Source organism: Acetobacter orleanensis, from assembly GCF_001581005.1.
Classification (GTDB): domain Bacteria; phylum Pseudomonadota; class Alphaproteobacteria; order Acetobacterales; family Acetobacteraceae; genus Acetobacter; species Acetobacter orleanensis.
In genome coordinates this window covers 23,105-42,817 of record NZ_LHZV01000053.1, presented here as the reverse complement: position 1 = coordinate 42,817, position 19,713 = coordinate 23,105, and the positions used below count along the sequence as shown (strand labels likewise).

General features: G+C 57.2%; 18 protein-coding genes and 1 tRNA gene. All 19 read right to left on the bottom strand.

Annotated features, from left to right (window positions below; genetic code table 11):
- Positions 1 to 18 precede the first annotated feature (18 nt).
- The 19 genes from AD949_RS04330 to lon all read right to left on the bottom strand — a co-directional run bounded on the left by AD949_RS04330 (position 19) and on the right by lon (position 19,616).
- Entirely contained in the window at positions 19 to 1,665 is a 1,647-nt protein-coding gene (locus AD949_RS04330; RefSeq protein ID WP_048834915.1) for a ribonuclease J, read from the bottom strand.
- A gap of 8 nt (positions 1,666 to 1,673) precedes the next feature.
- Positions 1,674 to 2,486, bottom strand: a complete 813-nt coding sequence (locus AD949_RS04325; RefSeq protein WP_048834914.1) for a type III pantothenate kinase — start codon at positions 2,484 to 2,486, stop codon at positions 1,674 to 1,676.
- Positions 2,470 to 3,234 (bottom strand): biotin--[acetyl-CoA-carboxylase] ligase, encoded by a 765-nt coding sequence (locus AD949_RS04320; protein ID WP_048834913.1) that lies wholly within the window; start codon positions 3,232 to 3,234, stop codon positions 2,470 to 2,472. Before AD949_RS04320 ends, AD949_RS04325 begins: the two co-directional genes overlap by 17 nt.
- Positions 3,231 to 4,673 (bottom strand): NADH-quinone oxidoreductase subunit NuoN, encoded by a 1,443-nt coding sequence (nuoN, locus tag AD949_RS04315; protein ID WP_048834912.1) that lies wholly within the window; start codon positions 4,671 to 4,673, stop codon positions 3,231 to 3,233. Before nuoN ends, AD949_RS04320 begins: the two co-directional genes overlap by 4 nt.
- 64 nt (positions 4,674 to 4,737) lie before the next feature.
- Positions 4,738 to 6,678, bottom strand: coding sequence for an NADH-quinone oxidoreductase subunit L (nuoL, locus tag AD949_RS04310; RefSeq protein WP_048834933.1), 1,941 nt, complete (start codon positions 6,676 to 6,678; stop codon positions 4,738 to 4,740).
- Between the two features lie 8 nt (positions 6,679 to 6,686).
- Positions 6,687 to 7,010 carry an NADH-quinone oxidoreductase subunit NuoK gene (gene nuoK / locus AD949_RS04305; RefSeq protein WP_035373926.1) on the bottom strand — a complete coding sequence of 108 codons (324 nt, stop codon included), beginning with the start codon at positions 7,008 to 7,010 and terminating at the stop codon, positions 6,687 to 6,689.
- A complete protein-coding gene (locus AD949_RS04300; RefSeq protein WP_048834911.1) occupies positions 7,007 to 7,723 on the bottom strand; it encodes an NADH-quinone oxidoreductase subunit J in 717 nt (238 codons plus the stop codon). The genes nuoK and AD949_RS04300 overlap by 4 nt, the downstream gene beginning before the upstream one ends.
- Positions 7,724 to 7,759: 36 nt before the next feature.
- Positions 7,760 to 8,248, bottom strand: a complete 489-nt coding sequence (gene nuoI, locus AD949_RS04295) for an NADH-quinone oxidoreductase subunit NuoI (RefSeq protein WP_048834910.1) — start codon at positions 8,246 to 8,248, stop codon at positions 7,760 to 7,762.
- Positions 8,248 to 9,276, bottom strand: a complete 1,029-nt coding sequence (gene nuoH, locus AD949_RS04290; RefSeq protein ID WP_048834909.1) for an NADH-quinone oxidoreductase subunit NuoH — start codon at positions 9,274 to 9,276, stop codon at positions 8,248 to 8,250. Before nuoH ends, nuoI begins: the two co-directional genes overlap by 1 nt.
- Before the next feature lie 6 nt (positions 9,277 to 9,282).
- Positions 9,283 to 11,382 carry an NADH-quinone oxidoreductase subunit NuoG gene (gene nuoG / locus AD949_RS04285; RefSeq protein WP_048834908.1) on the bottom strand — a complete coding sequence of 700 codons (2,100 nt, stop codon included), beginning with the start codon at positions 11,380 to 11,382 and terminating at the stop codon, positions 9,283 to 9,285.
- 5 nt (positions 11,383 to 11,387) lie between these two features.
- Complete coding sequence (gene nuoF / locus AD949_RS04280; protein ID WP_048834907.1) at positions 11,388 to 12,716, bottom strand: NADH-quinone oxidoreductase subunit NuoF; 1,329 nt, start codon at positions 12,714 to 12,716, stop codon at positions 11,388 to 11,390.
- Positions 12,717 to 12,727: 11 nt separating this feature from the next.
- Positions 12,728 to 13,369, bottom strand: coding sequence for a complex I 24 kDa subunit family protein (locus tag AD949_RS04275; protein WP_048834906.1), 642 nt, complete (start codon positions 13,367 to 13,369; stop codon positions 12,728 to 12,730).
- Entirely contained in the window at positions 13,366 to 14,649 is a 1,284-nt protein-coding gene (locus AD949_RS04270; RefSeq protein ID WP_048834905.1) for an NADH-quinone oxidoreductase subunit D, read from the bottom strand. Before AD949_RS04270 ends, AD949_RS04275 begins: the two co-directional genes overlap by 4 nt.
- Positions 14,646 to 15,311, bottom strand: a complete 666-nt coding sequence (locus tag AD949_RS04265; protein WP_048834904.1) for an NADH-quinone oxidoreductase subunit C — start codon at positions 15,309 to 15,311, stop codon at positions 14,646 to 14,648. The genes AD949_RS04270 and AD949_RS04265 overlap by 4 nt, the downstream gene beginning before the upstream one ends.
- Entirely contained in the window at positions 15,304 to 15,867 is a 564-nt protein-coding gene (locus AD949_RS04260; RefSeq protein ID WP_048834903.1) for a NuoB/complex I 20 kDa subunit family protein, read from the bottom strand. Before AD949_RS04260 ends, AD949_RS04265 begins: the two co-directional genes overlap by 8 nt.
- Positions 15,868 to 15,878: 11 nt before the next feature.
- Entirely contained in the window at positions 15,879 to 16,244 is a 366-nt protein-coding gene (locus AD949_RS04255; RefSeq protein WP_025827009.1) for an NADH-quinone oxidoreductase subunit A, read from the bottom strand.
- 249 nt (positions 16,245 to 16,493) lie between these two features.
- Positions 16,494 to 16,568: transfer RNA gene (locus AD949_RS04250), tRNA-Val, on the bottom strand.
- Between the two features lie 95 nt (positions 16,569 to 16,663).
- The gene (locus AD949_RS04245; protein ID WP_025827010.1) at positions 16,664 to 16,948 is read right to left on the bottom strand and encodes an HU family DNA-binding protein; all 285 of its coding nucleotides are present in this window, start codon (positions 16,946 to 16,948) and stop codon (positions 16,664 to 16,666) included.
- A gap of 142 nt (positions 16,949 to 17,090) precedes the next feature.
- Positions 17,091 to 19,616: an endopeptidase La gene (gene lon / locus AD949_RS04240; protein WP_371277377.1), complete on the bottom strand. Its 2,526-nt coding sequence runs from the start codon at positions 19,614 to 19,616 to the stop codon at positions 17,091 to 17,093.
- Positions 19,617 to 19,713 lie beyond the last annotated feature (97 nt).

The window sequence follows — 19,713 nt, the reverse complement described above, 5'->3', positions numbered from 1 at the left end:
GGGGTAAGGTTCTGCGCGTTAGACGCGCAGAACGTGAACATCCACCAGAGGACGCTTCTGCAATTTGCGGCCAAGTGCACGGCGCAGAGCCGTTTTGGCGGCATCACGGAACGCTTGGTCATCACTCCGCAGTTCATCCGGAATGACGTCAATCGCGTTGGCGAATTCTTCGCGCACGCGCACGCTTTCCAGATCATCCGGGTCCAGCAGGCCGGGGGCGCTGACTTTCGGCTCACCAATCACAAAGCCTTCGTCATCCACCGCAAAGCTGGCAATCACCACACCGTTGAACAGCATCTTGCGGCGGGCGGCCAGAACACCGCCATTCATGGGCAGCAGGCGCCCTGCATCCAGCGCCAGACGGCCACTGGGCGCGGTATCCACCACTTCCACTTTACCCGGTGCAAGACGCAGAATGTCACCGTCTTCCAGCAGGATCGGGGCAATATGCTTTTCCTGAGCCAGAGCGGCATGCGCTGTCAGGTGGCGCCATTCCCCATGGACCGGCACGGCATATTTCGGCCGGACCAGATCATACATGGTGCTGACATCGCCAGCCGTTGCGTGGCCAGAGACATGCACAAACGCTTCACGGTCCGTAATGACCGTAACGCCACGGCGGGACAGGTTATCCTGCACGGCCATAATGGCGCGCTCGTTGCCCGGAATCATGCGGCTGGAATAAATGACCGTATCGCCCTCACCGAGGGAAACATTCGGGTGCATATCCAGAGAAATGCGGGACAGAGCGGAGCGCGGCTCGCCCTGACTGCCTGTGATGATCATGACAAGCTGGTTGTCCGGCACATCATTCACATCCTGCTCAGACAGGAACGGCAGCACGCCGGACAGATACCCGCACTCACGTGCCGCCACATCCAGATTGCGCAGGGAGCGGCCAACCAGCACCACCGTACGGCCTGCAGCTTGCGCCGCCATGGCGATGGTTTCCACACGCGCCACGTTGGAGGCGAAGCAGGTTACGGCAATGCGCCCCTTCATCCCGCTGATGAGGTCCGTCATGCTGCGGCGGACTTCGGCTTCGGACTGGGAGGCACCGGGCTTCATGACATTGGTGCTGTCACACACCAGCGCCAGAACGCCTTCATCCCCAACTTCCTTCAGGCGCTTGATGTCTGTCGGCGGGCCAACCAGCGGGTCCGGGTCCAGCTTCCAGTCCCCTGTATGCACCACGATGCCTTCGGGTGTGCGCAGCACAACGCTCTGCGCTTCCGGCACGGAATGGGTGACGGGAATGAATTCCAGATCAAACGGTCCGACTTCAAACCGGCCGCCGCACGGAATAACGTGAATGGGCACCTGCTGGAGCAGCCGGGCTTCCCCCAGCTTGCGGCGCAGCACGGCCCCAGCAAACGGTGTCACATAGACCGGGCACTGCAACAGCGGCCAGACATGCGCTACGGCACCGATATGGTCTTCATGAGCATGGGTAATAATCAGACCGCACAATTTGTCTTTGCGCTCGGCAATAAAAGTCGGGTCCGGCACCAGAATTTCCGCTTCCGGTGTATCGTTCCCGCTAAAGCCAATACCGCAATCTATCGCCAGCCAAGTTTCCCCAAGGCGATAGAGATTCAGATTCATGCCAATCTCGCCCGTTCCACCCAAAGGCAGAAAGGCCAGACCGCCGTTCTGTTCTGTCATCAGTCAACTTATCCTTCTGTCAAAAAATCTTTTTCGATTGTGAGACGCGGCAAGGGATTCCGCCCCGCCAATATCCGCAGCCCGTTAAGGGTCAGCATTGAATCCACGTGATCAAACACGGTTGTTCCTTCCGAGAAGAGCGGAGCCAGACCGCCAGTTGCGAGCACCTTCATGGTCTGCCCGACTTCCTGCCTGATCCTCTCGACGATCCCCTCGATCAAACCCACATAACCCCAGAACACGCCTGACCGCATGGCGGCTACTGTATTACGCCCGATAACGGAGTCTACCGCCGGGCGCCCAATTCCTATCCGTGGCAGCCGTGCGGCTGCCTGATGCAGAGCCTCAACTGAGAGGTTGATGCCCGGTGCGATCACACCCCCGCAATAACTGCCTTCCGCATCCACCACATCAAAGGTTGTGGCCGTTCCGAAATCAATCACCACCAGCGGGCCACCATACAGATGGTGTGATGCAAGGCCGTTTAACAGGCGGTCCACGCCAACTTCATCCGGATTATCCATTTTAATGGAAAATCCCCAGTCCAGATGGGCGGAGGCCAGAAGGGGTTCAACCGCAAACCACTGGCGGCACAGAGTGCGCAGATGGTAGAGGGCTGCGGGCACCACTGTGCCAATCACAGCGCCTTCAATATCATCCGCCGCAATCCCCTGCATTTTCAGCAGGGCCAGAAGCCAGACCGCATATTCGTCAGACGTACGCTGGGCCTGCATGGTAATGCGCCAGACACCCCGCCATTTTTCGCCATCATGCACGGCAAACACGACATTGGTGTTGCCCGCATCAATGACGAGAAGCAACGTCAGCCCCCTGTTCTGCCAGCAGGATATCCCCTGTTGCGATCGTTTTCATACCCTGTTCCGTGTCAAGCAGAAGCCGTCCATCATCGGCAAGCCCTGCAAACTGGCCCTTTTCATAAGTAGTCCCGCCGTTTACCACAAGAGGCGTGCCAACAGGATGTGCCCGTTTCCGCCATTCTACGCATAAAACGGCAAAACCACCCTCCCGCCAGACGCTACACCAATGCGTCAGTTGTGCAAGAATGGCCCGCGCCACCTCGGCAGGCGGCGGCACCGGCCCACATTGCCCCAGAGAGGCGGCGATCCGGCCAATCTGCTCTTGCTGCGGGGGTTGGCTGAGATTGGCCCCCATGCCGATCACCAGCATAGGCCCCTCCCGCTCAATGAGGATACCGCCAAGTTTCTGGCCATCCAGCAGAATATCATTCGGCCATTTGATCATCAGCCGGTCCCGCGCTGCGGGAACGCTGGTCGCCAGTCCTTCAAAAAACGCTAAAGAGGCGACAAAAGGCCAGCCGCCCAAGGCGTCCTGCCCGGCTTGTTTTGCATCCAGCAAAACGGAAAAGGCGAGGCTCTGCCCGGCATTGGCCCAGTTGCGGCCCCGGCTGCCCCGGCCTTTTGTCTGGCGCAGAGCCAGAAGCGCTAGCCCGTGCGCTTCGCCACCACGAGCCCGCTCTAGACAGACATCGGATGTTGACGTCAGTTCCTCATAACATTCCAGTCGCCACGCCGTATGGCGCTCACTCATCCGCCAAGAGCCAGAGCCGCCTGACGGGCCATGGCCATTAGCGGGCCGAGGGCAAGAATGAAGAAGACCGTCGCCAGCCCCATGCTCCCTGAAACAAACAGCAGGCTGCGCGCGGGCCGGTCCAGCGCCTCCGAAGCGGCATCAAAATACATCACCTTCACCACCCGCAGATAATAATACGCACCAACAACGCTGGAGACTGCCCCGATCACGACCAGAACGTAAAGGCCAGATTGCCATGCGGCGGCAAAAACCATCAGCTTCCCGAAGAAACCGGCCAGCGGGGGGGCTCCGACCATGCTGAACATGAAGATCGCCAATGCCGCCGCCAGACCGGGGTCTGTCCGGCCAAGACCAGCGAGATCAGACAAAGAGGTAACTTCCCGCCCCTTGCGCCGCATAGCGGTAATGACAGCAAACACCCCGGCATTCATCACCAGATAAGCCGCCAGATAAACCAGCGTCGCCCGCACACCGTTGGTGGACGCCGCCGCCAGCCCCATGAGCGCATAGCCCATGTGGCCGATAGAGGAATAGGCCATCAGCCGCTTAATGTTGGTCTGCGGAATGGCCGCAAATGCGCCATACACCATGGAGAGAATGGACAAAGCTTCAATCAGGATTTGCCAGCGCGGTGCCATGGTGCCGAACGGGCCGCTCATCACACGCAGGAACAGCGCGAATGCTGCGAATTTAGGAGCCCCTGCCATATAAGCCGTAATGGGTGTGGGCGCGCCCTGATAAACATCGGGCGTCCACATATGAAACGGCACGACCGAGAGCTTGAAGCTCAGCCCGACCATAATAAAGACAAGGCCCACCATCAGCCCGGACGGCAGAGCGCCTGCCTGCTGAATTGCGGCAATCAGGCCCGTATAGGCCATGGTCCCGGCATATCCATACACCAGAGACATACCATACAGCAGCAGCCCGGACGCCAGAGAGCCCAGAACGAAATATTTCAGCCCGGCCTCGGAGGAGGTCACATCATCCCGTTCCAGCGCGCATAGAATGTAAATAGAGAGCGAGGACAATTCCAGCCCGACAAACAACGTCATCAGGTTGGCGGAAGACGCCATGATCAATGCGCCCAGTGTTGAAAACAGGATCAGCACGGCGGTTTCAAACGGCAGCGGCACACGGTCATTCGTGCGGTAGCTGAGTGTCAGCACAAGAGCCACCACGCCACCCAGCAACGCGAGGATCTTCATGAAGCGGGCAAAGCCGTCATTCACAAATGTGCCTGCATAAGCCACGCCATCAGGGGATACCACAACCAGCGCAGCGCAACCAATAAAAGCGGCCACGGTCAGCATGGTGCAGGAGACAATCCCCTTTCCCTCTCGCTGAAGCACACCAAAAACGAGAATGACCAGCCCAGCCAGCGCCAGTGCGATTTCCGGCAGAGCCAGTGTCCAGTTAACCGATGTCGCGCTCATGGTGTGGCTCTCCATTCAGAACAGGAGGAAACAGAAAAAACAGACCTGATCATTGCAGCCTCCTTCACCCGCAGAGGGCGACGGTCAGCACCACAACCAGACCGGCCAGCATGGTGAACGCATAGAGAGCGATGGACCCGGTTTGCAGACGCACAGCGTCTGACGCGCCGGTGGCAGTGGCCTGCACCAGATCTCGCGGCAGACCTTCCACTGCGCCTTCTTCCCCGTCTTTCCAGAGAGTGCGGGCTATCGCTGCGTAAGGCCGCACAAAAATCCGGTCATACAACTCATCAAAATACCATTTGTTGAGCAGGAACCGATAAATCGGGCCGCAGGAGCGCGCCAGTGCTCCGGGCAGTTCCGGTTTGGCAATGTAGAACACATAAGCCACCGCAATCCCGGCAAAGCCTACCAGTGACGGCAGGAGTGCTATCAGGCCGGGCACGTGTTCAAATGTTTCCATAATGCTGTTACCGGGCGCGTTGAAAATGCTGCCTTGCCAGAAGGCGGCCTGATGGGCCCCCACATAATACGGGGCCAGCGCAACCCCACTTACCACGGCACCAACGGCCAGCAGCACCAGAGGCAGCGCCATGGAAAGCGGACTTTCATGCGCGGCGTCTCTGGCGTGTGCATCCGCCGGAGCCCCGTGGAACACCAGAAAAATCAGACGCCAGCTATAGAAGGCCGTGAGGAAGGCCGTGATGACCCCCAGCGTCCACGCATAATGGCTCATGCCACTATCCGCCGCCCACAGCGTGTTCAGAATAGCGTCTTTCGACCAGTATCCGGCAAAGGGGAACACACCGGCCAGCGCAAGGCTACCAATCCACATGACCGCATAGGTCAGCGGCAGTTTTTTCCACAGACCGCCCATGCGGAACATATTCTGCTCGTCATGCAGCGCATGGATGACCGACCCAGCCCCAAGGAACAGAAGCGCTTTAAAAAATGCATGTGTTGTCAGATGAAAAACAGAAGCCTGATAAGCTCCAACACCTACAGCGGCGAACATATAGCCAAGCTGAGAGCAGGTGGAATACGCAATGCTGCGTTTGATATCCGGCTGCACCATGCCGACAGTCGCTGCAAAAAAACAGGTTGTGGCACCAATAAAAATTACAAACAGGCGGGTATTGGGCGCGACTTCCAGCAACGGAGACATACGCGCCATCAGGAACACACCGGCTGTCACCATCGTTGCGGCGTGAATTAGGGCTGAAACAGGCGTCGGCCCCTCCATGGCGTCAGGCAACCATGTGTGAAGGAACAACTGAGCGGATTTGCCCATTGCGCCGACAAACAGCAGGAAGCTGATAACTTCCACCATGCGGAAAGATTGTCCGAATAGCGTATAGGGTGCGCCTGCAATCTGCGGGACAGCCGCAAAAATATCCTCATACCGTACGGAATGGAACTGAACGTAAATCAGGCCGATCCCCACAAGGAAGAACAGGTCCGCCACGCGGTTAACCACAAACGCCTTGATGGCCGCAGCCGTTGCGGAAGGACGGTCATACCAGTAGCCAATGAGCAGATAACTGGCGAGCCCCACGCCTTCCCACCCAAAAAAGAGCTGAATGAGGTCAGAGGAGGAGACCAGCATAAGCATGGCGAAGGTAAACAGTGAGAGATACGCAAAAAACCGATAAACCGGCATACTCTCATGGCTCATATAGCCAAGGCTGTAACAATGTACCAGCAGCGAGACGCACAGCACCATGGCTGTCATGGTGACAGAGAGCGTATCAAACCGCAGCGTCCATGAGGCATGGAAGCCACCGGCATTAATCCAGTCCGCCAGAGGTACGGTAAAGGGGCCAAACCCGGAGGTCCAGCCGCCACACAGCGCCCCGACCCCGCACAGAGCGGCAACACCCATGCACAGAAGCGTCACAATTTTGGCCAGCGTATCGCCCATCAGGCGGCCACCAAGCCCGGCAACAACCGCACCTGCCAGAGGCAGGGTTACAGCGGCTGCAAACAGGTGAAGATCGGTCTGCATCAGTCCGTTCATCCCTTCATCATCGTAACGTCTTCGACCTGAATCGACCCACGGTTACGGAAATACACCGTGACAATCGCCAGCCCGATCGCGGCTTCCGCCGCGGCAATGGTCAGCACGAAGAGCACCATTACCTGCCCGGACAGATCCGCATGGGCGGAGGAAAACGCAACAAAATTCAGGTTGGCTGCCAGAAGAATGAGTTCCATGGACATCAGGATGATGATGATATTTTTCCGGTTAAGGAAAATACCCAACACCCCCAGCACCAGCAGCGCCGCACTGACTACAAGGTAAGGCCCAAGCCCCACAGGAGCGATTGCCGGTGTCATGCGCCAGTCTCCTCTTTTTCCGCCTCTTTGGGCTGCTCGGCAGCACCATAGGAGCCGGGAACAGCAATTTCGTAATAGGAGGTTCCGGGGCGCAGGAAACCACCCTGCTCCAACACGTTTTCGCCAAGTGGCAGTTGCACAAGCTCCAGCGTATCTTCACGTGTACGTGCATGCTGTTTTTCAATATTCTGCCGCCGCCCGCTGCCCGTCTGCCGCAGGGTGAGCACAATCGCCCCGATCATCGCGACCAGCAGCACCAGCCCGCAGGCCTGAAAAAGCAGTACGTAATGGGTATAAATCAGGGTGCCTAAAGCCGCCGTATTGGTCAGGCCGGGAGCCGCCTGCACACTTCCCCCGGCACCGGCGGGCGCCATGGTCCAGTTGCTGACTGCCATCACCAGTTCCGCAAACAGAATGGCCCCGACGCAGGCCCCAATGGGGGCGTTCCGCTGAAGTCCCTCACGCAACTGGGTGAAATCAATATCCAGCATCATGACGACAAACAGGAACAGCACCGCCACCGCGCCGACATAGACAATGACCAGCAGCATCGCCAGAAATTCAGCCCCGGCAATCAGGAACAGTCCAGCCGCATTGAAAAACGCCAGAATGAGGAAAAGCACCGCATGCACCGGGTTCCGGACACTGATGACCATGACCCCGGACAGCAACAACACCGCGGCAAAAACGTAAAAAACAACCTGCGCCAACATCAGCCAGCCTCCTGCCCCAGCCGGGGCTGCACGGGATTAACGATAGGGGGCATCGTATTCCAGCCGACGGGCCAGCAAGGCTTCCCACCGGTCTCCATTTGCAAGGAGCTTATCCTTGTCATAGAGCAACTCTTCCCGGGTTTCTGTGGCGAATTCGTAATTCGGCCCTTCGACAATAGCATCCACCGGGCAAGCTTCCTCGCACAGCCCGCAATAGATGCATTTTGTCATGTCAATATCGTAGCGCGTGGTGCGGCGAGAGCCGTCATCCCGCTCTTCGGCCTCAATGGTAATGGCTTCCGCCGGGCACGTCGCCTCACACAGCTTGCAGGCAATGCAACGTTCTTCGCCATTCGGGTAACGCCGCAGCGCGTGCTCTCCCCGAAAGCGCGGTGAGAGCGGCCCTTTTTCATACGGGTAGTTCAGCGTGACCTTCGGCTGAAACATCATTTTGAATGTTGTGGCCATACCGCCAACAAGTTCTGTCAGCAGAAATGAGCGGAAAGTGCGTGTTAACGCGCCCATCAGTTTACGCCTCCCACCTGAGGCAACAGGCCCGTCGCCATCAGAAAACCAGCCGTTGCAATCATCCAGACCAGTGACAGCGGCAGAAAAACCTTCCAGCCAAGGCGCATCAACTGGTCATACCGGAAGCGCGGGAACGTCGCCCGGACCCAGATAAAAACAAACAGGCAGAAAAGAATTTTGAAAATCAGCCACAGCGGGCCGGGCACCCACGTAAACGGCGCCAGCCCAAGCGGCGGCAGCCAGCCCCCAAGGAACAGAATACTGATCATGCCTGACATCAGGATCATGTTCGCATATTCCCCAAGGAAGAAGAGACCAAAGGCCAGTGAGGAATATTCCACAAAGAACCCGGCCACGAGTTCACTCTCGCCTTCCGGCAGGTCAAATGGCGCGCGATTGGTTTCCGCCAGTGCCGAGATGAAAAAGACGATAAACATCGGGAACATGGGCACACAGAACCAGATATGGCGCTGCGCCAACACAATATCGTTCAGGTTCAGGCTCCCCACGGCCAGCAGAACCGAGACGATCACCAGTCCGATGGACACTTCGTAGGACACCATCTGCGCCGCAGAGCGCAGACCACCCAGAAAGGCGTAACGGGAGTTCGATGCCCACCCGGCGATCAGAATGCCGTAGACCCCGAGCGAGGAAATGGCGAGAAGATACAGAATACCGACATTGATATCCGCCACAGCCAGACCATTCCCTGTCGGGATGACTGCCCACGCGAGCATGGCTAGAGAAAATGTCAGAAACGGCGCGAATAGAAACAGCGCCCTGTTGGCCCCGGCGGGAATAACCGTTTCTTTCATGATCATCTTGATGGCGTCAGCAAACGCCTGAAGCAGCCCGAACGGACCGTTCACGTTCGGTCCACGGCGGCGCTGCATGGCCGCCATCACCTTGCGTTCCATAAGCGTCAGATACGCCACGGCAATCAGCAATGGCACCAGAACAGCCAGTGTTTCCAGCAGCATCAGAATAATCTGGCCTGCCAGTGTGTGATAAAAAAACTGCGCCATTTGCCCTTACTCCGCCGCCACTGCACGGGTAGGCCCGTAAACCCGGGAACACTCCGCCATCGTCGCGCTGGCCCTGCTTATGGCGTTGGTCAGGTAGTAATCCTGCACAACCGGCCGGAAAGGATTGGCCTCCATGCTGTCCTCCTGCGGGGCGGATACACTCACCACACTGGTAGACGGCACACTCTGCCCTTCAATCCGGGCCTCTGGCCGGGAGATGGCACCAATCCGCCGGAAAACCGGGTTGACCTCCGCCATCCGCTCCCGCACGGCTTCCAGCGTGTCATACGGCAGCGTTTTGCCAACCACTTCTGAAAAAGCGCGAAGAATACGCCAGTCCTCCCGCGCCTCACCGGGTGGGAAGACAGCCCGGAAGCTGCGCTGCACACGACCTTCCGTATTGACATAGGTGCCCGGTTTTTCCGTGTACGCGGCTCCGGGCAGAATAATATCGGCTCGGGCTGCGGCGGCATCCCCATGATGGCCCTGATAAATTACAAAAGTCTCAGCGCCGATTTTATCAACGGGGAAGTCGTCAGCTCCCAGCAGCCAGAGAACGTCAACGCCGCCACGCAGCATCCCGCTGGCAGTCCGTCCACGCGTGCCGGGCAGGAAGCCAAGATCCAGCGCACCAACGCGCGACGCGGCCGTATGCAGAACATTCAGCCCGTTCCAGCCTTCTGCGACAACGCCCGTCTGATCCGCCAGTTTTTTACAGGCATCATAAACAGCCGCCGCGTCAGGCCGCGTCAACGCGCCGTGCCCGAGAATAATCATGGGCCGCTTGGCGTTTTTCAGCGTCTCGGCAAAAGGATGACTACCATCCAGCAGTTTTTCAAGAACGTCCGGTCCATCACCCAGCAATTCCGCCTCATAGGTCGGGTCAGTCTGCGGATGCCCAATCATGGCGATGGGGAAACCACCGCGCCCGGCGTTCAGATAGCGCTTGCGGATGCGGGCATTCAGCACCGGCGCTTCATGCCTTGGGTGGGTTCCCACCAGCAGAAGGGCGTCAGCGTCCTCAATCCCGAGAATACCGCTATTGAACAGATAGCCTTCCCGCGCACTCAGATCATACCACGCATTATCTTGCCGGCAGTCGAGATTGGGGGAGCCAAGAGCGGTCATCAGGTCTTTCAGGGCGCACAGGCTTTCCGCATCACACATATCCCCCGCAATCGCACCAATCTGATAGCCGGACACACCATCCAGACGCCGCGCAAGAGACACAAAAGCCTCCTGCCATGATGCCTGCATCAGCTTGCCATGCACCCGCACCCACGGGCGGTCCAGCCGCCTGCGCTTGAGGCCATCAACTGAAAAACGGCCTTTATCAGACAGCCACTCTTCATTCACCTCATCATTGACGCGGGGCACAATCCGCATCACCTCGCCGCCACGCGCCTGAATCTGAATATTGGTGCCAACCGCATCCATCACATCAATGCTGTCAGTCTTTTTATATTCCCATGAGCGGGCGTGGAATGCGGAGGGTTTGGCCGTCAACGCGCCCACGGGGCAAATATCAATCAGATTGCCGGACAGTTCCGAAGTCAGCGCCTTTTCCACATAGGTTGTGATTTCGGCGTTTTCTCCGCGTGACACCATGCCCAGTTCCGGCGTCCCGGCCACTTCCGTCGTAAACCGTACGCAGCGTGTGCACTGGATGCAGCGCGTCATGACAGTTTTAACCAGCGGGCCGATATCTTTATCCGTAACCGCCCGCTTTGCTTCCTGATAACGGGACACGCCGGAACCGTAGCCGTAAGCCTGATCCTGCAAATCACACTCGCCACCCTGATCACAGATCGGGCAATCAAGCGGATGGTTGATCAGTAGAAACTCCATCACGGCCCGACGGGCACGACGCACCACCTCGGTATCCGTCAGAATTTCCATGCCTTCGGAAACCGGGAACCCACAGGAGGCGACGGGCTTTGGTGCCCGCACCACCTGCACAAGGCACATACGGCAGTTGCCTGCTACAGAAAGCCGCTCATGGTAGCAAAAGCGCGGGATTTCCTTACCTGCGGCTTCACAGGCCTGCAACGCGCTGAAACCGGGCGGCACATCCACGGGTGTGCCATCAACAATTACCCTCACCATCGCTCTTACTCCGCAGCCACGGGCACACCGGACGCCGGGACCTGAACCAGTCCCGTGCCGCCATGCAGTGCTTTATAGTGACGGATGCGTTCTTCCATTTCCGGCCGAAAATGGCGGATCAGCCCCTGAATGGGCCACGCCGCGGCATCACCCAGCGCGCAAATGGTATGCCCTTCCACCTGACGCGTGACCTGCTCCAGCAGATCAATCTCATCCAGTTCAGCCCGGCCCTGCACCATGCGGTCCATCATACGCATCATCCAACCCGTACCTTCACGGCAGGGTGTGCATTGCCCGCAGCTTTCATGTTTGAAAAAGCGTGAAAAACGGGCAATCGCCTCGATAATGTCCGTGGATTTATCCATGACAATCATGCAGCCTGTGCCCAGCCCCGAACGCTCGGCCCGCAGACTGTCATAATCCATCAGCACCGTCTCACACACGGATTTTGGCAAAACCGGCACAGAGCAGCCGCCGGGAATAACGGCCAGAAGGTTGTCCCAGCCACCGCGCACACCGCCGCCGTGCTTTTCAATAATCTCTTTCAGCGGCACGCCCAGTTCTTCTTCAAAAACACAGGGTGTGTTCACATGGCCAGAAATGGCCATCAGTTTGCTGCCGGTGTTATTAGGTCGTCCAAGCCCGGCGAACCAAGCCCCGCCGCGCCGCAGGATGGTGGACGCAACCGCAATGCTTTCCACATTATTCACCGTGGTCGGGCAGCCATACAGGCCCGCGCCGGCAGGGAACGGCGGCTTCATACGCGGCTGGCCCTTTTTGCCTTCCAGACTTTCCAGCAGAGCCGTCTCTTCCCCGCAGATATAGGCCCCTGCCCCACGATGGATGAAGAAATCAAAATCCCAGCCGGAACCGGCTGCATTTTTTCCAATCAATCCCGCGGCATAGGCTTCATCAACCGCAATCTGAAGATGCGCTGCTTCATTGAAAAACTCGCCACGGATGTAAATATAGGCTGCATGAGCACCCATAGCGAAGGACGCAATTAGCGCACTCTCAATCAGCTTATGCGGTTCATGCCTTAAAACTTCACGATCTTTACAGGTACCGGGTTCTGACTCGTCCCCGTTAATCACCAGATAATGCGGCCGCCCGTCTGACTGTTTGGGCATGAAGGACCACTTCAACCCGGTGGGAAAGCCTGCCCCACCACGGCCCCGCAGGCCAGACGCCTTCATTTCCCCAATAATGGCATCCCGCCCTTTTGCCAGAATCTCGGCTGTATTCTGCCAGTCTCCCCGCTTGCGGGCCCCTTCCAGCCGCCAGTCATTCTGGCCGTAGAGGTTGGTGAAGATCCGGTCCTTGTCCTGCAACATGCCCGTTTCTCCTACTTGTTTTCAGCAATGGACGGTTCTGCGTCCACCAGCGTTTTCCGGCCACCTTCCGGCGCAGAGCCGCTACGGTTGATTGTCGGACCGGCTGGTGGGCGCTCTCCCCTGCGCAAGGCATCAATCAACGCAACGGTGCGGGGGCCATCCATATCTTCGTAAAAATCATCATCCACTTGCAGGATGGGTGCATTGGAACAGGCGCCGAGGCACTCCACCTGTGTCAGCGTAAACTGGCCATCCGCGCTGGTTTCACCAAAGGCACCAATACCCGTTGCCCGCTTGCAGGCGGCCACAACGTCATCCGACCCACGCAACCAGCATGGCGTTGTGGTGCAAACCTGCAAATGGTAGCGGCCAACTGGCTTTGTATTGAACATGGTATAAAAAGAAGCCACCTCGTAAACGCGGATAGCCGCCATTTCCAGCCTGCGCGCAATCTCATCCATGGCTACCAATGGCACCCACGCGCTCCCGCTTTCCCGCCCCAACTGCCGCTGGGCGATATAGAGCAGCGGCATGACTGCACTGGCCTTGCGTTCCGTAGGGTATTTGGCAAGCACGGTCACAATTTCCGCTTCGGAAGCACTATCAAACACAAACGTATCTGGCTGTTGCTGGGGCGTCTGGTGTGTGGTCATCGGTCAACCTCCCCGAAAACAAGATCGAGAGACCCCAGAACTGCCACCATATCGGCCAGCATGGAGCGGCGGGTCATTTCATCCAGCGCCTGCAAATGCGCAAAGCCGGTAGGCCGGATTTTACAGCGATAGGGGCGATTGCTGCCATCGGCGACCAGATACACGCCAAACTCCCCTTTCGGGCTCTCCACTGCGGTATAGGTCGCACCCGGCGGCACGTGGTAGCCTTCACTGAACAGCTTGAAGTGGTGAATGAGCGCTTCCATGGACCGCTTCATTTCCGCGCGCGGTGGCGGGCTGAATTTCGGGTCCTGCACCTTGACCGGACCGGGCCGGATCTGGTCCAGACATTGCTCAATAATGCTGACGCTTTCCCGCATTTCCGCAATACGTACGAGGTAGCGATCATAGCAATCGCCATGTCGGGCAACCGGCACGTTGAAGGTCACCTTATGGTAATTGTCATAGGGCTGAGTGCGCCTAAGGTCCCACGGCACGCCGGAGGCCCGCAGACACGGGCCGCTAAAGCCCCATGCCAGAGCCTGCTCAGCCGTGAAAACGCCGATACCGACGGTGCGCTGCTTCCATATCCGGTTTTCGGTCAGCAGATTTTCCAGCTCATCAATCCAAGCTGGAAACTCCTTGGCCCACAGACCAATTTTCTCTTCCAACCCGGCCGGAATATCCCGCGCAACCCCGCCGGGACGGACGTAGTTGGCATGGAAACGTGCGCCAGATGCAGCTTCGTAAAACTCCAGAAGCTTTTCACGTTCTTCATAGCCCCACAGAGCGGGCGTTACGGCACCGCAGTCCAGACCCAGAGCCGTAATATTCAAAATATGGTTTAGAACACGGGTAATCTCTGCAAACAGCACTCTCAACCAACGTGCCCGTTCTGGAGCTTCAATCCCCAGTAGTTTCTCTGTCGCCAGAGCAAAAGCCTGCTCCTCACACATAGGAGAAACGTAATCCAGCCGGTCAAAATACGGCAGGGCTTTCTGATAGGTTTTGTATTCTATCAGCTTTTCTGTGCCACGATGCAAAAGGCCGATATGTGGCACCGTGCGCGCCACAAGCTCGCCTTCCATTTCCAGCACCAGACGCAGCACACCATGAGCGGATGGGTGCTGCGGGCCAAAGTTCAGCGCATGGGAATCAATTTCCAGCGTCTTGCGTTCGCGCGCTTCAACCTGCTGCGTAGGCAACAGGCTTTCTGGAATATCGGTCCGTAGAATATTGTCTGCCTCACGCAGCACGGTGTTTCTATCCGGGTCTGTCATCCGCGTGACCTCTTGATATGTTGCCGGACCTCATGCGCTTTTTCGTCACCCGGCAGGGTCATCATGCCTTCCCAAGGGGAGACAAAGTCAAAATTGCGGAAGTCCTGCACCAATGAGACAGGTTCTTTCACCACTTCCCGCCGCTCTACGTCGTAGCGGACTTCCTCATAACCTGTCAGAGGGAAGTCCTTACGCAGGGGGAAGCCTTCAAACCCGTCATCCGTCAGAATGCGGCGCATGTCTGGATTACCCGAGAACTGCACGCCGAACAGGTCATAACACTCCCGCTCCCACCAGCAGGCAGAGGGCCACAAGCCCGCGACGGATGCCACAGGAGCAGTTTCATCCGTCGTGATAATCACGCGGATCCGCTGGTTATGGGTGACGGACAGCAGATTATAAACCACTTCAAATCGTTCAACGCGACTGGGATAATCGACCCCGCACACATCCATCATCTGCTCAAAGCGACAATGCGGCGCATCGCGCAGATAAGTCATGAGCGGCAAAAGCTGGTCCCGCGTTGTGCGGACAACCAGTTCACCATTTTCCAACCCTGCGGACGAGATACCCGACCATGAGGTGGAAAGAGAGAACGCCAGCGCACCGAGCCGCCCTTGCAGACGCCCCTGCTGTGGGGAGGGGAGAGAAACCTCAGCCACGGAGAATGGTCCCTGTGCGACGGATTTTCTTCTGGAGGAGCATGATGCCGTAAATCAGCGCCTCAGCCGTTGGCGGGCAGCCGGGCACATACACATCCACCGGCACGATGCGGTCGCACCCCCGCACAACGGAATAGGAATAGTGATAATACCCACCCCCGTTGGCGCAGGAGCCCATGGAGATCACCCAACGCGGCTCCGCCATCTGCTCATAAAGCCGACGCAGCACCGGTGCCATTTTGTTGGTGAGTGTGCCGGCGACGATCATCACATCTGACTGGCGTGGGGATCCGCGCGGAATCACGCCCATACGGTCCAGATCATAGCGCGGCATATAAGCGTGGATCATCTCCACGGCACAGCAGGCCAGCCCGAAAGACATAGGCCAGAGGCTACCTGTGCGCCCCCAGTTAACCAACTTGTCCAGATTGGCCACCACGAAGCCTTTTTCGGCAATGGCACCCGTAATACCCCGCACCACGGCATCCTGCTCTGGGCCGGGTGGCAGGGCTTCACGATTCCATAGAATGGTTTCGTCTTGCGAATTTGCAGACATCGGCGGCTCCCTTAATCCCAGTCCAGCGCGCCTTTGCGCCACTCATATAGAAAGCCAATCCCCAGCACGCTCAGAAACCCCAGCATGGAGAGAAACCCGAACAAGCCTATGCGGGAGAGGCTGACAGCCCACGGAAAAAGAAACGCGACCTCAAGGTCGAAAATAATGAAGAGGATTGCGACCAGATAAAACCGCACATCAAACCGACGGCGCGTGTCATCAAAGGCTTCAAAGCCGCATTCATAGGCCGTTACTTTTTCCGGATACGGTTTCTGATGGCCACATAACAGGGCCATACCGAGCATTGCGGCCGCAATCACGACCGAAATTGCACCGAACACCAGAACGGGGGCGTAATCACCAAGAACAGACTGCATCTGTATTCCTTGCATGAGGAAGATCATGAAGATCAAACGTCATGCACAGGAGAGTAGACCCAAGCCACCTCAACAACCATGCCCTAAGGCCAGTATAATGGGCACTTTCCCGTGATTACTCAACAGGATAGCGTGAAACTATCATGAATACGGCCGGGAACTATAGATTTTTGGGAAATTCATAAAAATGAGAGCATCTCACTTAGTGGTGCTCTGCACGGGAACCATAATGACTACGAAAAGAAATTATGGTGGGCGATGACGGGGTCGAACCGCCGGCCCTCTCGGTGTAAACGAGACGCTCTACCTCTGAGCTAATCGCCCGCTGGATGCGTATGTGTCACAAACAGAAGCGGCCGGCAACCCTTCTTGAAGAAGTTTTACCGGCCGAAGCCAAAAACTATCAGTCTGGTAGACTTTTAGCTTACGGCGTCCTTCAGAGCCTTACCCGGCTTGAAGCGTACAGAGGTAGAGGCAGGAATATCAATTTCCTCACCCGTACGCGGGTTACGCCCTTTGGCAGCCTTACGTGAAGCGGTGACAAACGTGCCAAAACCGACCAGACGAACTTCCTGCTTTTTAGAAAGAGCCTTTTCGATTGCACCGAATACGGCGTCAACCACTTCTCCAGCCTTCGCCTTGGGCAGAGCAGCCTCGTCGGCCACTGCCGCTACGAGTTCCTGCTTGTTAAGCGGCTTCTCCATATTACGCCTCTCTTTGTTTATCGTGACTGGAGCGGCGGGCGGCTTTACGTCCGCCTCTCCGCTTCCCGCTCGCACTATGCAGCCGTTTTTCGCCACGTCAACAGAGCAACGGCAAACTTAGGCCACATAGTAAAATTTTCCCTTAGTGCGGCAGGGCTGGGGTTGCGCCAATTCCGTCCGTTGTCGGAACGGATTCCGAAACATCATCCCAATGAATGGCCTGTGGTTTGCGCACCAGTGCGCGGCCAATCACCTCATCCACATGGGATACAGGGATAATTTCCAGATTAGTCTTTACGGAATCAGGGATTTCCGCGAGATCTTTCTCATTGTCCTTGGGTAGGAAAACGGTCTTGATCCCCGCCCGCTGTGCCGCGAGCAGTTTCTCTTTCAAGCCCCCAATCGGCAGCACACGCCCCCGCAGTGTGATCTCACCAGTCATGGCAACATCACGCCGAACGGGGATACCCGTCATGACGCTGACGAGTGCTGTGGCCATGGCAATACCGGCGGAAGGCCCATCTTTAGGAGTCGCACCTTCTGGCACATGCACATGGAAACTCCGCTTTTCAAACAGAGTCGGCGGGATACCAAAGGTCGTGGAGCGGCTGCGGACGTAAGAGAACGCCGCAGAGACGCTTTCCTTCATCACATCACCAAGCTTGCCGGTTTCCACCACAGCGCCTTTACCCGGCACCATGACGCTTTCAATCGTCAGGATTTCCCCGCCGACTTCCGTCCATGCCAGACCGGTGACAATCCCAACCATATCTTCCGCTTCGGTCTCGCCGTAACGGAAACGCTTCACGCCAGCCAGCTTCTCAAGATTGCGCGCGGTAATGGCGACTTTCTTTGCCTTGCCGGTCACAAGCTCTTTCACCACCTTACGGGCAAGATTCGCAATTTCGCGCTCAAGGTTACGCACCCCGGCTTCCCGCGTGTAATAGCGAATCAGATCCCGCAGAGCCTCATCGCTGATCGACCATTCATCCGGCTTGAGACTATGGGCCTCAGCCTGCTTGGCGATCAGATGACGACGGGCAATCTCAACCTTCTCATCTTCCGTATAACCAGACAGACGGATGACTTCCATACGGTCCAGCAACGGTTGCGGCATGTTGAGGCTGTTCGCCGTGGTGACGAACATAACGTCCGACAGATCATAATCCACTTCCAGATAATGATCGGCAAATGTGCCGTTCTGCTCAGGGTCCAGCACTTCCAGCAGAGCAGAGGACGGGTCACCCCGCCAGTCAGCACCCAGCTTGTCAATTTCATCCAGCAGGAACAGTGGGTTGGACACCTTCGCCTTTTTCATCCCCTGAATGATCTTGCCCGGCATGGAGCCGATATAGGTGCGCCGATGCCCGCGAATTTCGGCCTCATCCCGCACACCGCCCAGAGACATACGGACGTAATGACGGCCCGTCGCCTTGGCGATGGAGCGCGCCAGTGAGGTTTTCCCCACGCCCGGCGGGCCGACAAGGCAGAGAATCGGCCCCTTCAGCTTCTGGGAGCGGCTCTGCACCGCCAGATATTCCATAATACGCTCTTTGACTTTCTCCAGAGCGTAATGGTCCGAATCCAGCACGGCTTCCGCTGCAGCAAGGTCATTCTTGACCTTTGTGCGCTTTTTCCACGGAATACCAAGCAGCCAGTCCAGATAGTTTCGCACCACCGTCGATTCAGCAGACATAGCACTCATGCCACGCAGCTTTTTCAGTTCAGCAACCGCCTTTTCCCGCGCTTCCTTGGAAAGCTTGGTTTTGGCAATCCGCTCTTCAATCTCGGTAGTTTCGTCCTTGCCGTCTTCGCCTTCACCCAACTCTTTCTGAATGGCCTTCAACTGCTCGTTCAGATAGTATTCGCGCTGGGTTTTCTCCATCTGGCGCTTCACGCGGTTGCGAATTTTCTTCTCAACCTGAAGCACACCGATTTCTGCTTCAATATGTGCGAAAACCTTCTCAAGCTGCTCCGCGACAGACGGCGCTTCGAGAATTTCCTGCTTTTCGGAAATTTTGAGATTGAGATGGCTGGCAACCGTATCCACCAGCTTGGACAAATCGCTGATCTGGTTCAGGGAAACCAGAACTTCGGATGCGATTTTCTTGTTGAGCTTAATATACTGCTCAAACTGAGAAACGATGGATCGACCCAAGGCTTCGGCTTCCGCGCCGACCGCTGGTTCTTCAACCACATCCTCAATTTCTGCTTCAAAATGCCCGTCAACATCATGCAGGGCTTTCACCCGTGCGCGACGCACACCTTCTACCAGCACCTTAACCGTGCCATCCGGCAGTTTAAGGAGTTGAAGAATGGTAGAGACAGTGCCGAAGCGGTACACATCCTCCACACCCGGATCGTCTTGCGCGGCATCTTTCTGCGCAATCAGCAGAATCTGCCGGTCTTCCCGCGTAACAGATTCCAGCGCCTTGACGGATTTTTCACGACCGACAAACAGCGGCACAATCATATGGGGGAAGACGACAATATCGCGGAGCGGCAGAACGGCGATACGACTGTTACCCTGCGCGACCTTTGTGTCCGGGCTTGCGTTGTCTGCAACCACACTGACTGCGTTTTCGGCCGGAGCGACCGTTTCCGGCGTTTTCGCGGGTGTTTTACGCTTACGTTTTACTGCTGGTTTTTCATTATCAGCCATAACCATGACCTCCTTCAAGGACGATCCAGGCCGGGCACCCGAACTGTGGCATACCCAGACCCGCGAGAACCTGCCAACAGGCTCCCACCATCTACCATGTCGT